Genomic DNA, 18,434 nt, shown 5'->3' with positions numbered 1-18,434 from the left:
CTACCCCCCTCAAGGATTTTTTCATGACCGCATCTCCTACCGCAGAACGTCCAGCCCTGCGCTCCCAGCGCCTGAACCAGATCACCCATGAGCCGCACACCAAGCTCGACGCACTGGTCAAGGCGCACGCCCCGTTTGAGACCCAGGCCAACTTCGCCCGCTTCGTGGTGGCGCAGTACCTGTTCCAATCGGAGCTGGTCGCGCTGTACAACGATGCCGAACTGAACCGGATCATCCCGGACCTGGCCGAGCGCTGCCGCGCCGAAGCGGCCAGGCTTGATCTGGGCGACCTCGACACCGCCGTACCGGCGCCGGTTGCCGGTGCCGTGAGCAACCCGGACAAGGCCCAGGCCCTGGGCTGGCTGTTCGTCTCCGAGGGCTCCAAACTGGGCGCCGCCTTCCTGATCAAACGGGCCGTGGGCCTGGGCCTGAGCGAGACCTTCGGCGCCCGCCACCTGGGCGAACCGGCGGGCGGTCGCGCCGAGGGCTGGAAACGCTTCACGCGCATCCTCGACGGCCTGCAGTTCAGCGCCGAAGAAGAAGCCTCGGTGGAAAAAGGCGCCATCGATGCGTTTGTACGCTTCACCGTATTGCTGGAACAGGCGTACGCTACGGCCCCTGAACTGGCCTGACCTACTGATTGAAATGCAATCAACTGTGGGAGGGGGCTTGCCCCCGATGCGCTGTGTCAGCAAAGAACTGATTGACTGATACACCGCTATCGGGGGCAAGCCCCCTCCCACAGTTGGAACGCATTTCACATTGATTTTGTGATCATCGTACCTATGACCGGCAAAACCCAATCCACCTCCAGGATCGCGCAGATCCTCTACGGCCTGCTGGCCTACGCCAGCCTGGGGATCGGCCTGGTGGCGATTGTCATACCGGGTTTGCCCACCACCGAATTCATCCTGCTGGCCGCCTGGGCCGCGACCAAAAGCTCACCGCGCCTGAGCGCCTGGCTGGAAAACCACCGTCTGTTCGGGCCGATCCTGTTCAACTGGCGCAATGGCAAGATCATCGCGCGCCGGGCCAAAGTCAGCGCCACCGTGAGCATGCTGCTGTGCGCCGTCCTGATGCTGGTGATGCTCGACCATGGCTGGCCGATCTACCTGGCGATTGCCGGGATGAGCCTGGGCAATCTGTGGATCTGGTCGCGCCCCGAACGCTTGGCCTCCACGCCCCCGTAAACGCCACCGCTCTTCGATTTATCTCATGAATACCCCACCCGTGCCGATAGTGCAGGTAGCGTCAAATGGACTTGGCCATACGAGTGAGTAATCGGCTCTGCTTGTCCGCTTGCATTCTAATAAGTAAAAACGCGAGTAAACGCCATGTTCAACGCAGTCTCCATCCGATTGAAAATCGTGCTGTTGTCCGGTCTTTGCCTATTGGGCGTAATTGCACTGATAGTCGGTATCAACCTCTACGAAACCAACCAGAACCACAAACTGATCAGCGCGTCGAGCTCGCGGACGCTCACTGCCAGCGTGCAGGACCTGCTGCAGACGAAGGCCGCCGAACAGGCCGCGTACGTGCAAAAAACCTTCAGCGAAAGCCTGATGGCCGTCACCGCCCTCGCCGACCAGGTCAAGGACCTGCACACCATGGGCACCCGACACTCGATCGACGCAGCGACCTTGCGCGAAGCGCTCAACCAGAGCACCAAGACCACCTTCGAACGCAATACCAAGGTCCTGGGCGTGTGGCTATCCTTCGACCCCAACGCCCTGGACGGCAAGGACAGCGACTTCATCAACGACACCGCCCGCGGGTCCAACGACGCCGGACGCTTCTCCATTTACTGGACCCGCACCGGCGGTGCAGGCGCGAACTCGGTGATGGCGGAAGCGGACCTGGTCAAGACCTCTACCACCCTCAGCGGTACAGCCGGCGACATCTGCCAGCGGGAAAGACGCGGCACCTGCCTGCTGGACCCGTATGAAGACAACGTGGCGGGCAAACCCATGTTGATGACCAGCATTTCCCTGCCCTTGCTGATAGACGGCAAGGTGCTCGGCATTGTCGGTATCGATATTGCGCTCAACGCCCTGCAAGCCTCGGCCGACGCCGCCCAGCACGAGCTGTTCGACGGCGCGGGGCACCTGCAGATGGTCGCCAGCAGCGGCTTGCTGGCAGCCTACAGCGGCCAGCCGGACAAGATCGGCAAGAACATCGGCGATGTGTTGAGCGTCGAGGGTAAGGAGGTCATGCAACTGTTGGCCAGTGGCCGCCGTGAGATTCTTCAACAGGATGATGTGATCCGGGCCGTCTACCCGGTCAAGCCGATTGCCGAGGCCGCAACGTGGGGTGTGGTCATCGACCTGCCCAAAAAGGTGCTGCTTGCCGACTCGATCAAGCTGCAGGACTTTCTCGACAAGGCCCAGGCCAGCGGCACCCTCAAGGCCCTGCTCGTCGGAGCCGCCGCCGCGCTGTTCGGTTTGCTGCTGATCTGGCTGACCGCCACCGGCGTGACCCGGCCCATCAATGGGGTGGCGGCCATGCTCAAGGGCATCGCCAGTGGTGACGGCGACCTGACACAGCGCCTGACCTACACGAAGAAAGATGAACTGGGCGAACTGGTCAGTTGGTTCAACCGCTTCCTCGACAAGCTGCAACCGACCATCGCCCAGATCAAGCAAAGCATCACCGAAGCGCGGGTCACGGCCGATCAGTCTTCGGCGATCGCCCGTCAGACCAGTGAAGGCATGCAGGTGCAGTTCCGCGAAATCGATCAGGTGGCCACCGCGTCCAATGAAATGAGCGCCACCGCCCATGAGGTGGCCAACAGCGCATCCAGCGCCGCCAACGCGGCACGCGAGGCGGACCAGGCAGCCCGTGAAGGCACGTCGATCATTGAGCAAAGCACCCACGACATCACCACCCTCGCCGAAGAAGTCAGCAAGGCCGTGGCGGAAGTGGAAGCCCTGGCGGTGAACAGCGAGCAGATCGGCTCCGTGCTGGAAGTGATCCGCAGCATTGCCGAGCAGACCAATCTGCTGGCCTTGAACGCCGCGATTGAAGCCGCACGCGCCGGGGAAAGCGGGCGAGGCTTTGCAGTCGTGGCCGACGAGGTGCGCAACCTGGCCAAACGTACCCAGGATTCGGTGGAACAGATTCGCCTGGTGATCGAACGCATTCAGACCGGCACCCGCGGCGTGGTGGCGACCATGCATTCCAGCCAGCATCAGGCGCAAAGCAATGCCGGGCAGATCCACGAAGCAGTGAAGGCCTTGGGCAAGATCAGCGATGCTGTGACGGTGATCAGCGACATGAACCTGCAGATCGCCAGTGCCGCCGAAGAGCAGAGCGCGGTGGCCGAAGAGGTCAATCGCAACGTCTCGGCGATCCGCACCGTGACCGAAACCCTCACCGGCCAGGCCACCGAGTCGGCGGCCATCAGCAGCCAGCTCAACGCCCTGGCCAGCCAGCAGATGAAGTTGATGGATCAGTTCAGGGTATAAGAAACAGGGCAGGTCCAATGTGGGAGAGGGCTTGCCCCCGATAGCGGTGTATCAGTCAATAAATGGGTGGCTGACACACCGCATCGGGGGCAAGCCCCCTCCCACATGTTGACCGTGTACCGCTTAAAGACCGGTCCAGGCCTGGACGAACGCCGCCACATCCTCCTTCGGCGCGGTGCGCGGCGGGTTTTGCGGCGTGCCCAGGTACAGGAAGCCGATCACTTCTTCATCTGCGCTCAGCCCCAGCCCTTTGGCCACATGGGCCGAATAGGACAACTCACCGGTGCGCCACACCGCGCCAATCCCTTGCGCATACGCCGCCAGCAGAATGCCATGAGCCGCACAGGCGGCGGCCAGCAATTGTTCGGACTTCGGCACCTTGAAATGCTCCTGCAGGCGCGCAATCACCACCACCACCAGCGGCGCTCGCAACGGGCCGTTCTGGGCCTTGTCGATGGCGGCTTGCGGGGCGTCGGCATCCTGCAAACGCGCCGCTTCGGCCAGCAACGTGCCCATGCGCTCACGGGCCGGGCCTTCCACGGTGAGGAAACGCCACGGGCGCAACTGGCCGTGGTCGGGCGCGCGCATGGCGGCGGCGAACAGCACATCGCGCTGCTCCTGGGTCGGTGCCGGTTCCAGCAAACGCGGCACGGAAACACGGTTGAGCAAAGCGTCGAGAGCCTGCATTGGCCACCTCCAGAAAAAAATGTACGGTCATTCTAGCGGAATGCATCGGGCCGCCACCAAACGATAATTGCTCTTATTCAAACTGCCCTGCCCTGTTAGACTTTGCCACCGGATTTTTCGCCTTCGTTCAGGAAACTCGATGTTCCGTTCGCTACTACGCCTGTGCGCAGCATTGATGGCCCTGGGCCTGACTGCCTGCGACGACGCCCCCAGGTTCACCCAGGCTGAGCCGGGTGAAGCGCGGGCCGGCGGCGCGGCGACCGTGAACAAGCGCGACCAGAACGCGTTCTCCCTGCCCTCGGCCAACCTGGCGCCTACCCGCCGCCTGGACTTCAGCGTCGGCAACAGTTTCTTTCGCAGCCCCTGGGTGATCGCGCCCTCGACCACCACTGCGCGCGACGGCCTGGGCCCGCTGTTCAATACCAACGCCTGCCAGAACTGTCATATCAAGGACGGCCGGGGCCACCCACCGCTGGCCGATGCGCCCAATGCGGTCTCGATGCTGGTGCGCCTGTCCATCTCCCCGCCCGCTACAGAGCTGGCGCCTTACGCCAAACTCATCGAACAGCTTGGCGTGGTGCCCGAGCCGGTGTACGGCGGCCAACTGCAGGACATGGCGGTGCCGGGCGTGGCGCCGGAGGGCAAGGTGCGCGTCGACTACACGCCGGTCAACTTAAGGTTCAAGGACGGTACGGTGGTCGAGCTGCGCAAGCCGGAACTGCAGATCACCCAGCTTGGCTATGGCCCGATGCACCCCGACACGCGCTTTTCTGCGCGCATCGCGCCGCCGATGATTGGCCTGGGTTTGCTCGAAGCCATCAGCGACGCCGACATCCTGCGCAACACCGAGCCGAAAACCGCCGACCGTGAAGCCATCGTCGGCCGGGCGAATCAAGTGTGGGATGACGCCGAACAAAAGACTGTTTTAGGGCGCTTTGGCTGGAAAGCCGGGCAACCCAACCTCAATCAACAAAATGTTCACGCATTTTCAGGTGATATGGGCCTCACCACGTCCCTGAGACCCTTCGATGACTGCACCGACGCCCAGGCGGCCTGCAAACAGGCACCCAACGGCAACGGCCCCGAGGGCGAGCCGGAAGTCAGCGACAACATCCTGCGCCTGGTGCTGTTCTATACGCGTAACCTCGCCGTGCCGCTGCGCCGCGACGTCGATGCGCCGCAGGTGCTGGCCGGCAAGAACCTGTTCTTCCAGGCCGGCTGCCAGGGCTGTCACAAGCCAACGTTCACCACGGCGGCCAACGCCTCCGAACCCGAACTGGCCAATCAGGTGATCCGCCCCTACAGCGACTTGCTGCTGCACGACATGGGCGAAGGCCTCGCCGATAACCGTACCGAATTCAAGGCCGGTGGCCGCGACTGGCGTACCCCGCCGTTGTGGGGCATCGGCCTGACGCAAACCGTGAGTGGTCACACCCAGTTTCTGCATGACGGCCGCGCCCGCAACCTGCTCGAAGCCGTGCTCTGGCATGGCGGCGAGGCGCAAGCGGCGCAGCAGCATGTGTTGTCATTCAACGCCGAGCAGCGCGCCGCGTTGCTGGCGTTCCTGAATTCTCTATAAGCTTTGCCCCAATTACAGAAGGGAGCTCGACATGTTCCGTCCCAAGTTGTTGTTCACCAGCCTGGCCGCCCTTGCCCTCGGCGCCTGCTCGCCCCAGGACCCGCAAGCGGTGACCTCGGCGGCCATCGCCAAGCAAGTCATCCTGCCGACTTACAGCCGTTGGGTTGAAGCCGACCGCCAACTGGCCGTCAGCGCCCTGGCCTATTGCCAGGATCAAGAGAGCCTGGACACCGCCCGCGCCGACTTCCTCCACGCGCAAAAAGCCTGGGCCGAGTTGCAACCGCTGCTGATCGGCCCGCTGGCCGAGGGCAACCGCGCCTGGCAGATCCAGTTCTGGCCGGACAAGAAAAACCTGGTGGGTCGCCAGGTCGAGCAACTGGTCAGCGCCCAGCCGCGGATCGATGCGGCCGCCCTCGCCAAATCCAGCGTGGTGGTGCAAGGCCTGTCGGCCTACGAATATATCCTCTACGACGCCAAGCCCGACGTCGCCGACCCGGCGCAGAAAGCCCGTTACTGCCCGCTGCTGATGGCCATCGGCGAACGCCAGAAAGCCCTGGCCGAAGAAATCCTGGCCAGCTGGAACAGCACCGACGGCATGCTTGCACAGATGACCAAGTTCCCCAACCAGCGCTACGCCGATTCCCACGAAGCCATCGCGGATCTGCTGCGCGTGCAAGTCACCGCCCTGGATACCCTGAAGAAAAAACTCGGCACGCCGATGGGCCGCCAGACCAAGGGCATCCCGCAACCGTTCCAGGCCGATGCATGGCGCAGCCAGTCGTCCCTGCAGAGCCTGGAAGCCAGCCTCGCGGCGGCCCAGACCGTCTGGGTGGGCGTTGACAACAAGGGCCTGCGCGGTCTGCTGCCGGCGGACCAGAAAGCTCTGGCCGACAAGATCGACGCCGCCTATGCCGCGTCCCTCAAACTGTTTGCCAGCAACCAGCGCACCCTCAACGAACTGTTGAACGACGACGCCGGGCGCCAGCAACTCAACGACCTCTACGACAGCCTCAACGTGGTCCATCGCCTGCACGAAGGCGAGCTGGCCAAGGCGCTGGGCATCCAGCTGGGCTTCAACGCCAACGACGGTGACTGATGATGCTCAGGCGACAGGCTTTGGCGGTTGGCAGCGTACTGCTCAGCGCCCTCACCTTGGGCGGCTGGACGCTGTTCAAGCACAAGGACAAGCGCCCGCTGCTGCTGTCGGCGCGCGATGATGCGGACGGCAGGCACTACGCCGTTGGTTATCGCCTGGACGGCAAGCAGGTGTTCGCCACCCAGGTCGGCCAGCGCTGCCACGACATCATCAACCACCCGACGCTGCCCATTGCGTTGTTTGTCGCCCGCCGTCCGGGCACCGAGAGTTACCTGATCGACCTGCGTGACGGCGCGCTGTTGCAAACCATCACCTCGAACGCCAATCGTCACTTCTATGGTCACGCGGTGATCCACAAGAGCGGCGATTGGCTGTATGCCACCGAAAACGACACCTCCGACCCCGGCCGTGGCCTGTTGGGTGTGTACAAGTTCGAAGGCGAGCGGCTGGTGTACAGCGGCGAGATCTCCACCCACGGCATCGGCCCGCACCAGGTGTCCTGGATGCCCGATGGCGAAACCCTGGTGGTGGCCAACGGCGGCATCCGCACCGAAGCCGAAAGCCGCGTGGAGATGAACCTCAACGCCATGGAGCCGAGCCTGGTGCTGATGCACCGCGACGGCGGCCTGATCAGCAAGGAAACCCTGGGCCAGCAGATGAACAGCGTGCGCCATATGGGGATCGCCAGCGATGGCACCATCCTCACCGGGCAACAGTTCATGGGACCGTCCCAGGAGCGTTCCGAATTACTCGCGATCAAGCGCCCGGGGCAGCCGTTCATGGCGTTCCCGGTGGCCGATGCGCAGTGGCAGGCGATGGGGCACTACACCGCCAGCGTTGCGGTGCACAGCGAGCTGCGCCTGGTAGCGCTGACGGCGCCACGTGGCAATCGCTTCTTTATCTGGGACATGGACAGCGGCGAGTTGCGCCTGGACGGGCCATTGCCGGACTGTGCCGGCGTGGGCGCGGTGGCGGACGGCTTTGTCGTGACCTCGGGCCAGGGGCGCTGCCGCTTCTACGATTGCCGTCAGAAACAGCCGGTGGCGACCCCGCTGACCCTGCCGGCAGGGTTGTGGGACAACCACCTGCATCTCATGACGTAACCCCCCATCTTGATCGCAACGCTCCTGCGCTGACGCCCGGGAGCCTATCCGCCGACAGCCGTTTGGCACATCTCCTACGCAACCTGTGGAACTGTCTCTCACCAGGGGAACAGTGTTCTCACAATAACTTGCGAAACCACTCCTTAACCCCGTCCCCGTCCTGATCAAGACTGCGGCGCTCAGTGCAGCGCCGCCTGCTCTTGCGTGCTCGCGCTTCGTTCAACCTGCACAGGTTTCACAAGGACCCCCACTATGACCATGCCGGGCCGCCGGATGATTATCATGCTCAGCCTCGTTCTGTCCGTCGTCCTGATGCTCGCCGGCTACAAGGCGCACTGGATTTATCAACAGTTGCAGCTTTTGCATGGGCCAAAACCACCGGTCAGCGTGGCGACGTCCAGTGCCTTTGAAATACCCTGGCAGCGCCAGATGCCGGCGGCGGGCACGCTCAAGGCATTGCAAGGTATCGACCTGAGGGCTGAGGTGCCCGGTGTCGTGACACAGCTGCACTTTGAGTCAGGGCAAAGGGTCGAGGCCGGGCAGCCCCTGCTGCAGCTTGAGTACCAGACCGAGCAGGCCGAATTGGACGTGGCAAAGGCCGACCAGCGCCTGGCCCTTCAGAACTTTGAGCGCGGCCGCAAACTGGTGGAAATCAGCGCCATCTCCAAAGGCGAGTTCGACCGGCTCGGCGCTGAACTCAATCGCAACACCGCCGTCGTGGCACAGCGCACTGCGGCGCTGGAAAAAAAGCGCATCGTCGCGCCCTTCACCGGCACCATTGGCATTCGCCAGGTCAATGCGGGCGATTACCTGCAAAGTACCCAGGTTATCGCCAGTCTGCAGGACACACGCCAGCTTTACGTTGACTTTTATGTGCCCGAGCAAGCCGTTCAACTGATCAGGAAGGGGCAGTCGGTTCAGGTTGAAATCTCGGCACGCCCCGGCAGCTTCAGCCTCGCCAAGGTGAGTGCCATCAACCCGCTTGTCGATGACAGCACGCGAAACGTGTTGGTGCGCGCAACGCTGCCCAACCCGCGCGATGAGCTGTTGCCGGGAATGTTCGCCCATCTGCGGGTGCTGCTGGACGAACCGACTGCACACACCGTGATCCAGGAAAGTGCGATCGCCTTCAGTCCTTATGGACAGTACATTTTCGTAATAACACCCAGTAACCACGGCGAGCCGCACGCCTCCGATGCCGGCGATACGCCGCAACTGATCGCCGAGCAGCGCCTGGTCGAAACAGGCGAACGGCGCAATGGCCTGGTGGTGGTTTCCAAGGGGCTGCACAAGGGCGAACAGGTGGTCACTGCCGGCCAGCTCAAACTCAAACACGGCACTCCTGTGCGTATCAGTATCGACCGAAGCCAGCCGGAGGGGACGCTGCCGATGCCTCATCAGGAGGGTGCGCAATGACCTTCACCGACCTGTTCATTCGTCGCCCGGTGCTGGCCGTGGTCGTCAGCCTGCTGATCGTGCTGCTTGGATGCCAGGCCTACGAAAAACTGCAACTGCGCCAGTTTCCACAGATGGAAAACGCACTGGTTACGGTCACCACGGTCGCACCGGGACTGAGTGCGCAAACCATCCAGAGTTACGTCACCCAGCCCTTGCAACAGAGCCTGGCCAGCGCACAAGGCATCGACTATATGACCTCGTCCAGCCGTCAGAATATTTCATTCATCTCCATCTACAGTCGGGTCGGCGCCGACAGCGACCGCCTGTTCACCGAACTGCTGGCCAAGTCCAATGAAGTCAGGAACCAGTTGCCCAGCGGCATCGAAGATCCGGTATTGAGCAAAGTTGCAGTGGACAGTACCGCGCTGATGTACCTGAGCTTTTCCAGCAAAACCATGAACAACGCGCAGATCACCGACTATCTGCAGCGGGTGGTCCAGCCTCGGTTGGTGACACTGCCGGGCATGGCGCAAGCGCAGATTATCGGCAGCCAGAGCTTCGCCATGCGCCTGTGGCTCGACCCGATAAAACTCGCCGGGTTTGGTCTGGGCGCCAGTGACATAACCCAGGCAATCAAACGCTACAACGTACAACCTGTCGCGGGGGACCTTACCGGCGAATATGTCGTCACCAGCGCGACCACCCACACCGAACTCCAATCGGTCGAGGGGTTCAGTGCCATTCCAGTGAAAACCGAGGGCGACAACCAGGTGCGCCTGGGGGACGTGGCGCGCGTTGAGCTGGGCTCGCAAAACTACGACAGTTTCAGCACCTTCAATGGCACCCCGGCGGTCTATATCAGTATTCAAGCCACACCCGATGCCAACCCCCTGGAGTTGGGCAAGCGTGTTCGCGAACTGATGCCCCAATTGCAGACGCAGGCGCCACCCGACCTGCACTCGGATATCGCCTACGATTCGACGCTGTATATCAACGCTTCGATCGAACAGGTGCTGTCCAGCCTGACGGAAGCCTTGCTGATTGTGGTGTTGGTGGTGTTTTTGTTCCTGGGTTCGTTGCGCTCAGTGATCATTCCAGTCATCACCATTCCACTGTCGCTGCTTGGCACTTTGTTCCTCATGCAACTGCTGGGCTATTCCATCAACGTGCTGACGCTGCTGGCCATGGTCCTGGCTATCGGCCTGGTGGTCGACGACGCCATCGTGATGATGGAAAACATCCACCGGCACATCGAAAAAGGCAAATCGCCACTTGAGGCCGCCATCAAGGGGGCAAGAGAGGTATGCGTTCCGGTGGTGTCCATGACCATCACGCTGGCTGCGGTTTTTGCGCCTATCGGCTTCATGCAGGGTTTGACCGGGGCGCTGTTCAAGGAGTTTGCCCTGACCCTGGCCGGCGCTGTGGTGATTTCCGGGATCGTGGCGTTGACGCTGTCACCGATGATGTGCGCCATTTTACTGCGGCCTGAAGAACAGCCAACGGGCCTGTCGCTGGCTCTGGAGCGTTTTTTCAATGCCCTGAAAAAACGCTATCGACGGCGCCTGCGCCAGATCATGCGAGCGCGGTCGGTGGTATTGGTTTTCGCCGCGCTCGTGCTCTGCCTGATACCCGCCATGCTCACGTTCACCCTCTCGGAGTTGGCGCCCGACGAGGACAAAGGCCTGATTTTCATCCTGTCCAGCGCGCCCCAGGCAACGAACCTGGCCTACCTGAATCGCTACACCCAGGACTTTATCGAACCGTTCAATACCGTGCCCGAATATCATTCATCCTTCCAGATCAACGGCCTGGACGGATTACATTCAGGCGTCGGCGGCTTCCTGCTCAAACCCTGGGAGGAACGTGAGCGCACACAAATGCAAGTCCTGACCGACGTACGTGAAAAACTCGACAGCAACCCCGGCCTGCAAGTCTTCGCATTCAATTTGCCCTCCCTGCCGGGGACCGGTGAAGGGCTGCCCTTCGGCTTTGTCATCAGTTCCCAGCAGGACCACAGTTCGATGATGGACGTGGCCGAGCGCATCAAGCAACGAGCGATCGACTCGGGGAAGTTTGCCTATGTGGATATCGACCTGGCCTTCGACCGCCCGGAAGTCATGGTCGACATTGACCGGACCAAGGCCGCCCAGATGGGCGTGTCCATGGAGGACCTGGACCTGACCCTCACCACTCTCCTGGCTGAGGCGCAAATCAACCGATTCAGTATCGACGGGCATCTCTACAAAGTGATAGCCCAGGTCGAGCGCAACTACCGGGACAACCCCCAATGGCTGAGCCAGTACGCGGTAAAGAACGCCAAGGGCCAATTGCTGCCCTTGTCGACGCTGATCACCGTCTCCAGCCCGCAGGTTCGTCCCCAGCGGTTGAATCAGTTCCAGCAACTCAATTCGGTCACCGTGTCGGCCTTTCCGATTGTCGGCATGAGCGACGCATTGCAGACCTTGCAAACCATTGCCCAGGACGAGGCACCAGCGGATTACAGCTTCGATTACAGCAACGCTACGCGCCAGTTCGTGCAGGAGGGCAATGCGCTATGGGGCACGTTCGGCCTGGCACTGGCCATCATCGGCCTGGTGCTGGCGGCGCAGTTTGAAAGCCTGCGTGATTCACTGGTAATACTGCTGACCGTGCCGCTGTCGGTGTGCGGCGCATTGATCGCGCTGTTTCTGGGTTGGTCCACCCTGAATATCTACACGCAGATCGGCCTGGTCACGTTAATCGGCCTGATCAGCAAACACGGCATCCTGATCGTCGAGTTCGCCAATCAACTGCGCAAGCAACAAGGCCTGTCCGCGCGGGCTGCGGTCGAACAAGCTGCCGCGACCCGTCTGCGGCCGATTCTGATGACCACGCTGGCCACCGTAATGGGCGTCGTACCGCTGATTTTCTCCAGCGGCGCGGGCTCGGTCAGTCGGTTCGATATCGGCATGGTGATCGCCACCGGCATGTCGATCGGCACCCTGTTCACCCTATTCGTCCTGCCCACGGTGTATACGACGCTGACCAAAGCGGACAACACAGCGAGGGCACTGACCCGATAGCGCTGCCTGGTTCTGAAACAGGGCGCCATAAAAAAAGGCCTCGCATCGCGAAGCCCTTTTGTGGGGGTTTTAATCGTTTCAACTCTGCGGCCTCATCGCTTGAGACATCCCGAACATGAATAACAGCAACTCATGATCGGGTTTGGCCGCCACACTGACCTTTGCCACACGTGGCAGCAGGCATTGCCCGCCGCCTTGCGTCGCACTGAGTACCTGTGTGCGAGGCTGTTCCCATGCAGCCAGGGCCAGGGCCGTAACCGCCAACGCCCCGACCAGGAACAAACCTCGTGCTATTTCTAGCTTCATCTGGTTAAACCCTTGATAGCGCTGCCAAACGCCGTCTCGTAAAAGTAGCTGAGTTTTTTCCAGTCGGTATCGTTCCACGACGAATGGCGGCGCAATTGCAGCATGTCATGGGAGGCGGCCCGATAAGCGGTCAAACGCTGGCGGCATTTTTCAAAGTCCAGCAGCGCCACTTCAACGTTCACCCCATCGCCCTCGCCGGTTACCCGAACGAAGATGTGCTTGATATACAGGCAACCGTGCTGCCAGCGGCCTTTGTGCATGCGCGCCAGGGTACCGGCCAATTCCTCGAGCAAGCGCTCGTGGACCGCCTCGCCGTATTGCTCACGGCCACCGGCGGCGTACCAGTTTTCGATCTCGTCGAAACCGTCCAGCGACGCGGTGACCAGCAACGCTTTCCATTGATGCTGCGGGTCGCGTCGCGCCTCGCAGAACACCAACTCCGGCACGCGTACATCCAGCAGGCGCAGGCCCTTGAGGGCATCACGCTCGCGCAGTACGGTCGGACGTCCAAACGGATGCAACCAACTGCGGTAGATATGGCCAGTCTGGCGTTTGCAATAGAGCAATCGCCCATTGGGACTGATCACCCGCTGTACGCCACTTTCACCGCCACGCCGACGATTGGGTTCTTCCACCCACTCGCCCTGCTGACGCCAGAAAAAATCAAATCGTTCTTCGGGAGCTATATGACTGCCGACTACGCACTCAACTGCCATCCTGTTACCTCTTGCGCAATACATAGACTCGCCACATGGCGTAGAGCGGCATGAAGTCCAGGGATTCCTGAACCCGGAAACCGGCCTGCTCGAATTCTGCCTCGACAGTAGCAGCCGGTAACACAAACCGGTTTTGGTAACCTTCCTGCTCACCTTTCTTACGACGCCGTACCTCGGCGCGCCTGCGTTTCCAGGCCTTGAAATTGCCATCGACCCACAGCGAGATAATCACACTGTCACGGCTAACCCGCTGAAACTCCCGAAGTATTGTCATCCTGTGCGCCGGGTCACCGATGTGGTGCATCAAACGCATGCAGAAAATACTGTCGACCGAGTTATCTGGCAAATCGATATCAAAGGCAGATGTCTGCAAAGGGCGTACCCGTTTGACGACTTCCGCCGGTTGGGCCACCGTGGCGACCTTCAACATCGACGCCGAATTGTCGGCCCCGATGATCACACGATTGGGTTTCTCGGCCAGCAATGGCCAAAAGCGCCCGGCACCACACGGCAGGTCCAGCACCAGGCCCGGTTCACCGGCCATGGCCAGCGCACCGCGCGCCAGTTGCTCATCGCGCTTGTGGGACAACCGGCGAGCCAGATTGTCCTGGTGCTTGAGCAAATATTGCCGCGCATGTTGATCGTCGTACTTTTCTGAGAATTCCAACTTGATCGGGGAAGGCATCTTACGTCTCCGGTAACTGATGCCTACAACCCTAAGCAGCGAACTGTGATCAACAGGTCAACTCGTTGTGAAAAACTTGTCCTGTCCAATCCCATACATTTCAAGACTTTACAGAAACATTCAGTAGCATCGGGCCATCTTCGCCGAAAAGCAGGCGTCGTGCAGCAGCAAAATGACAGACTGATCGGTCAGGTTTTGACTTGGCCCAGTTCGACATGAAAACGGCAGCCGTTGGGCTCCATGGTGCTCAGGGTCACGCTCCATCCCTGGCTCTCACAGATACGCTGCACCAGCGACAAGCCCAGTCCCAGACCCTCGCCGCGCTTCTCGCTGCCACGCACGAACGGCTCGAACATCGCTTCACGCTTGTCTTCCGGGATGCCCACACCGGTGTCCTCCACCACAAAGCCGCTCGGTTCCAGGGTCAGGCGGATAAACCCTTGCTCGGTGTAATGCAGTGCATTGCGCAACAGATTGCCCATCACCGCATGCAGGAACGTTGTGTTGTAGCGTGTCTCCAGCGGGTCGCCCGGGCAGTAGATCAACTCAAGGCCCTTTTGCTCGATGGGCCCGCGCCAGATGCCGAGCAGGTCCTCGGCGACCTGGGTCAGGTTGACCTGGGCCGACATGGCGGCATCGTCATGCTTGGCGCGGGCCAGCATCAGGAAAGTCTGTACCAGTTCGCGCATCTCTTCACAGGCCCGGGCGATGCGCTGGACCTGGTTGCGCCCGCGTTGATCGATGGCCGGATTCTCCAGCAGCAATTCGCAGGAACTGGCCAACACCATCAAGGGTGTACGCAATTCATGGCTGACATCGCTGGTAAACAACTGTTCGCGAGACAGCGCCTGGCGCAAGCGGCCCAGGGTGGCGTCGAACGCCACGGCCAATTCGCCCACTTCGTCGGCCGCGTAGTCCGGTGCCAACGGTGGCGCAAGCCCCAGCAACTGGTCGCGATGGCGCACCTGGCGGGCCAGGCGCACCACCGGCGCCATCACCTTGCGCGCCAGCACCCAACCCAGGAACACCGCCAGTGCCAGGCTGAGCACGAAACCCACCAGCACCACGGCAAACAGTACCCGCTCGCGTTCTTCGAAATCGCTTTGGTCCTGCAGCAGCACATAGCGTCGGCCGTCGATCACTTCGACCATGGCGTGGTAGGACAGCGACTCGCGAAATACCTCATGAAAGCCCGGGTCCAGATGCCGCAAATCCTTGGGCAACTCGAAATCGCCGGGGCCGCCGCTGAAATAGAACAACTGGTCAGGCTCGGGCCGATGTCGCCAGTCTTCCATGCTGTCCATCAACAGCAGACGTTGCAGGTCGCCGCCCAGGCCCGCCGAAATCAACTTCTCTTCCACCAGGTGCACGGTCGCGACAATGCCCATGGCGAAGGCCCCCGCGACCAACGCACTCATCAAGGCAAAGGCGATGATGATCCGCTGGGCAAGGCTTTGCTTAAACTCCATCACGGCCCTCGGCCAGGCGATAACCCACACCGTGTACCGTTTGCAGCAACGGCTTGGCGAAAGGTTTGTCGATCACTTGGCGCAGTTGGTGGACGTGGCTGCGCAGGCTGTCGCTGTCCGGGCAATCATCACCCCACAAGGCTTCTTCGAGGATTTCCCGGCGCAATACGTGGGGGCTTTTCTGCATCAACACCGCCAGCAACTTCAGGCCGACCGGGTTGAGTTTGAGCAGGCGCCCTTCGCGGGTCACCTCCAGCGTATCCAGGTCATAATTGAGGTCGCCCACTTGCAGGGCACGACGTCCACCCCCCTGGGCACGGCGCAGCACCGCTTCGATGCGAGCGGCCAGCTCCGACAAGGCGAACGGCTTGAGCAGGTAGTCATCGGCGCCGGACTTGAAGCCCTGCAGCCGGTCGTCCAACTGGTCACGGGCGGTCAGCATGATCACCGGTGTGTCGCGGCGTGCATCTTCGCGCAGGCGTTTGCACAGGGTGTAGCCATCGATGCCCGGCAGCATGATGTCGAGCACGATCAAGTCGTAATGCTCGGTTGCCGCCAGGTGCAGGCCCGACAGGCCGTCCTGGGCACAATCCACTGTGTAGCCTTTGAGCCCCAGGTAATCGGCCAGGTTGGCCAGAATATCGCGGTTGTCTTCAACCAATAAAATTCGCATGGGCAGTGCTCCGTACGCGGTAACAGCCGTGTTGGCTCGCGCAGCTTAAGGCCAAGTGCAGTTCAGGGATAGGCCTGCCGGGCCGGTCGATAAAGGTTTTCAACTGATTAGCCGGCTGAACGAGTTTTTCACTATCGCTTCACACGCCGACGACAGCGTCAGCGTGAACATCGCTCCCATCGATAAAAGGAAGTTGCACATGGGATTCCCCAAAACAGCGCCTATGCGCTATCTGTTGTTGGTAACCGGTACCTGGCTGGTTATTTTCCTGCTCACCCGCAGCGTGCTGCTCGTGACTCACCTGAATGAAGTCGGCGGCAACCTGCTGCCGGTATTTGGCGTGGGTTTGCTCTACGACCTGGGGTTTCTGGCTTATGCGGCATTGCCGCTGGGACTGTACGTGTTGCTGTGCCCACCCGCGCTGTGGCGTCGCCGCGGGCATCGCTGGTTCCTGCAAGCGCTGCTCAGCGCAAGCCTGTTTGCGATGCTGTTCACTGCGGTGGCTGAATGGCTGTTCTGGGATGAGTTCGGCGTGCGCTTCAACTTCATCGCCGTTGATTACCTGGTGTACTCCGACGAGGTCTTGAACAACCTGCTGGAGTCCTACCCGATCGGTAAGCTGCTCAGTCTGCTGGCAATGCTCGCACTGATCCTGAGCGTGGCCCTGCGCAGGCCCTTCAACGCCGCGATGGCCGCGCCGTTACCGGCAATGCGTGGCCGCCTGGTGAATGCCCTGGCCTTGCTGGCAGTCGCCGGCATCAGCCTGCAATTGATCAGCCAGGACCACCCGCGCACCCAGGGCGGCAACGCCTACAACAACGAACTGGCCAGCAATGGCCCCTATCAGTTCTTTGCCGCGTTTCGTAACAACGAACTGGACTACACCCAGTTCTACAAAAGCCTGCCAACTGACGTTGTCGCCAAGCAATTGCGCGCCGAACTCAGTGAACCCAACGCCCGCTTCATCGGCCAGGACCCACTCGACATCCGTCGCGCCATCACCCACCCCGGCACGCTGCGCAAACCCAATATCGTGTTGGTCACTATCGAGAGCTTCAGTGCCAAATACATGGGCAGCAACGGTGACGAGCGCAATCTCACGCCCAACCTCGATGCGCTGCGCCAACAGAGCCTGTACTTCAATAACTTCTACGCCACCGGCACCCGTACCGACCGTGGCCTGGAAGCCATTACCCTGGCGATTCCACCTACGCCCGGGCGCTCTATCGTCAAGCGCATCGGCCGCGAAAGCGGTTTCGCCAGCCTGGGGCAGCAGCTCGGCGCCGTTGGCTACGACAGCGTGTTTGTCTACGGCGGACGCGGTTACTTCGACAACATGAACGCGTTTTTCAGTGGCAACGGTTATCGCGTGGTGGACCAGAGCAGCGTGCCCGAGTCGCAAATTTCGTTTAAAAACGCCTGGGGCATGGCCGACGAAGATCTCTACCGACAGACCCTGACACTGGCCGATGCCGATTACGCCCGCCAGCAGCCGTTCCTGTTGCAGTTGATGACCACCTCCAACCATCGCCCCTACACCTACCCGGACGGGCGCATCGATATCAAATCCGGCAACGGCCGCGACGGCGCGGTGAAGTACACCGATTACGCCATCGGTCAATTCCTCGACGCTGCGCGCCAGAAGCCCTGGTTCGATAACACCATCTTCGTGTTCGTCGCCGACCACACGGCCGGCAGCGCAGGCAAGGAAGACCTGCCCATCGCCAACTACCAGATCCCCCTGTTTATCTATGCGCCGAAGCTGATCGAGGCCCGGGAAACCGCGCAACTGGCCAGCCAGATCGACCTGGCGCCGACGTTGTTGGGATTGATCAACCTGAGCTACGAATCGACCTTCTTCGGCCGCAATCTGTTGCAGGACAACCCGCTACCACCGCGCGTAGTGCTCGGCAATTACCAACATCTGGGTCTGTTTGACGGCACCAACCTCGCCATCCTCAGCCCACGCAAGGGCCTGCGTCGCCATGACCAGGCGCTGGGCGAGAGCCAGGAACTGCGCGTCGGCAGCGACGACCCGTTGATCCAACGGGCGATCACCTACTACCAAGCGGCCAGTTATGGGTACAAGCAGCAGCTGTTGAGCTGGAAAGCGCCCAAGGATACGACGCCGGCCATCAGCACACGCTGACGGCCCTACGCAGCCCTTGCCTGGCGCCAGGCAAGGGCGTAACACTT

The 18,434-nt window shown here is 61.3% G+C and carries 15 protein-coding genes and 1 pseudogene; 10 read left to right on the top strand and 6 right to left on the bottom strand.

Features of this window, described 5'->3' with window-relative positions:
• Positions 1-23: 23 nt before the first annotated feature.
• The 4 genes and pseudogenes from BFQ00_RS25855 (at position 24) to BFQ00_RS30580 (ending at position 3,464) form a co-directional block, all read left to right on the top strand.
• Positions 24-632 carry a biliverdin-producing heme oxygenase gene (locus BFQ00_RS25855; RefSeq protein ID WP_065935137.1) on the top strand — a complete coding sequence of 203 codons (609 nt, stop codon included), beginning with the start codon at positions 24-26 and terminating at the stop codon, positions 630-632.
• A 153-nt stretch (positions 633-785) separates the two neighbouring features.
• Positions 786-1,190, top strand: a complete 405-nt coding sequence (locus tag BFQ00_RS25850) for a YbaN family protein (protein ID WP_065935136.1) — start codon at positions 786-788, stop codon at positions 1,188-1,190.
• 144 nt (positions 1,191-1,334) lie between these two features.
• Positions 1,335-2,606, top strand: a pseudogene (locus tag BFQ00_RS30585) (HAMP domain-containing protein); the annotation flags it as partial.
• Between the two features lie 102 nt (positions 2,607-2,708).
• Positions 2,709-3,464: a methyl-accepting chemotaxis protein gene (locus tag BFQ00_RS30580; RefSeq protein WP_371914214.1), complete on the top strand. Its 756-nt coding sequence runs from the start codon at positions 2,709-2,711 to the stop codon at positions 3,462-3,464.
• 123 nt (positions 3,465-3,587) lie between these two features.
• Here the strand turns inward: BFQ00_RS30580 and BFQ00_RS25840 are convergent, their stop codons facing one another.
• A complete protein-coding gene (locus tag BFQ00_RS25840; protein ID WP_065887556.1) occupies positions 3,588-4,151 on the bottom strand; it encodes an NAD(P)H nitroreductase in 564 nt (187 codons plus the stop codon).
• Between the two features lie 139 nt (positions 4,152-4,290).
• Between BFQ00_RS25840 and BFQ00_RS25835 the strand changes: the two genes are divergently transcribed.
• The 5 genes from BFQ00_RS25835 to BFQ00_RS25815 all read left to right on the top strand — a co-directional run bounded on the left by BFQ00_RS25835 (position 4,291) and on the right by BFQ00_RS25815 (position 12,389).
• Positions 4,291-5,730 carry a di-heme oxidoreductase family protein gene (locus tag BFQ00_RS25835; RefSeq protein ID WP_065935134.1) on the top strand — a complete coding sequence of 480 codons (1,440 nt, stop codon included), beginning with the start codon at positions 4,291-4,293 and terminating at the stop codon, positions 5,728-5,730.
• A gap of 31 nt (positions 5,731-5,761) precedes the next feature.
• Positions 5,762-6,826, top strand: a complete 1,065-nt coding sequence (locus BFQ00_RS25830) for an imelysin family protein (RefSeq protein WP_065935133.1) — start codon at positions 5,762-5,764, stop codon at positions 6,824-6,826.
• A 2-nt stretch (positions 6,827-6,828) separates the two neighbouring features.
• Entirely contained in the window at positions 6,829-7,929 is a 1,101-nt protein-coding gene (locus BFQ00_RS25825) for a DUF1513 domain-containing protein (protein ID WP_065935248.1), read from the top strand.
• A gap of 258 nt (positions 7,930-8,187) precedes the next feature.
• Positions 8,188-9,345, top strand: coding sequence for an efflux RND transporter periplasmic adaptor subunit (locus BFQ00_RS25820; RefSeq protein ID WP_065935247.1), 1,158 nt, complete (start codon positions 8,188-8,190; stop codon positions 9,343-9,345).
• The gene (locus BFQ00_RS25815; RefSeq protein WP_065935132.1) at positions 9,342-12,389 is read left to right on the top strand and encodes a multidrug efflux RND transporter permease subunit; all 3,048 of its coding nucleotides are present in this window, start codon (positions 9,342-9,344) and stop codon (positions 12,387-12,389) included. Before BFQ00_RS25820 ends, BFQ00_RS25815 begins: the two co-directional genes overlap by 4 nt.
• Before the next feature lie 78 nt (positions 12,390-12,467).
• Here the strand turns inward: BFQ00_RS25815 and BFQ00_RS25810 are convergent, their stop codons facing one another.
• The 5 genes from BFQ00_RS25810 to colR form a co-directional block, all read right to left on the bottom strand.
• Positions 12,468-12,695: a hypothetical protein gene (locus BFQ00_RS25810; RefSeq protein WP_065887552.1), complete on the bottom strand. Its 228-nt coding sequence runs from the start codon at positions 12,693-12,695 to the stop codon at positions 12,468-12,470.
• Positions 12,692-13,411, bottom strand: coding sequence for a lipopolysaccharide kinase InaA family protein (locus tag BFQ00_RS25805; protein WP_065887551.1), 720 nt, complete (start codon positions 13,409-13,411; stop codon positions 12,692-12,694). Before BFQ00_RS25805 ends, BFQ00_RS25810 begins: the two co-directional genes overlap by 4 nt.
• Before the next feature lie 4 nt (positions 13,412-13,415).
• Complete coding sequence (locus tag BFQ00_RS25800; RefSeq protein ID WP_065887550.1) at positions 13,416-14,096, bottom strand: class I SAM-dependent methyltransferase; 681 nt, start codon at positions 14,094-14,096, stop codon at positions 13,416-13,418.
• Between the two features lie 188 nt (positions 14,097-14,284).
• Positions 14,285-15,565, bottom strand: a complete 1,281-nt coding sequence (locus tag BFQ00_RS25795; protein WP_065887549.1) for a sensor histidine kinase — start codon at positions 15,563-15,565, stop codon at positions 14,285-14,287.
• Positions 15,555-16,238 (bottom strand): two-component system response regulator ColR, encoded by a 684-nt coding sequence (gene colR / locus BFQ00_RS25790; protein WP_003208587.1) that lies wholly within the window; start codon positions 16,236-16,238, stop codon positions 15,555-15,557. Before colR ends, BFQ00_RS25795 begins: the two co-directional genes overlap by 11 nt.
• Before the next feature lie 199 nt (positions 16,239-16,437).
• Here colR and BFQ00_RS25785 point away from each other — a divergent pair, with 199 nt between their 5' ends.
• Entirely contained in the window at positions 16,438-18,387 is a 1,950-nt protein-coding gene (locus BFQ00_RS25785) for an LTA synthase family protein (RefSeq protein WP_065935131.1), read from the top strand.
• The last annotated feature ends 47 nt before the right edge of the window (positions 18,388-18,434 follow it).

The organism is Pseudomonas sp. 28 E 9, assembly GCF_900004785.1.
Lineage (GTDB): Bacteria > Pseudomonadota > Gammaproteobacteria > Pseudomonadales > Pseudomonadaceae > Aquipseudomonas > Aquipseudomonas orientalis_A.
The sequence above is the reverse complement of the archived record's forward strand: the minus strand, read 5'-3'. Positions and strand labels throughout refer to the sequence as shown.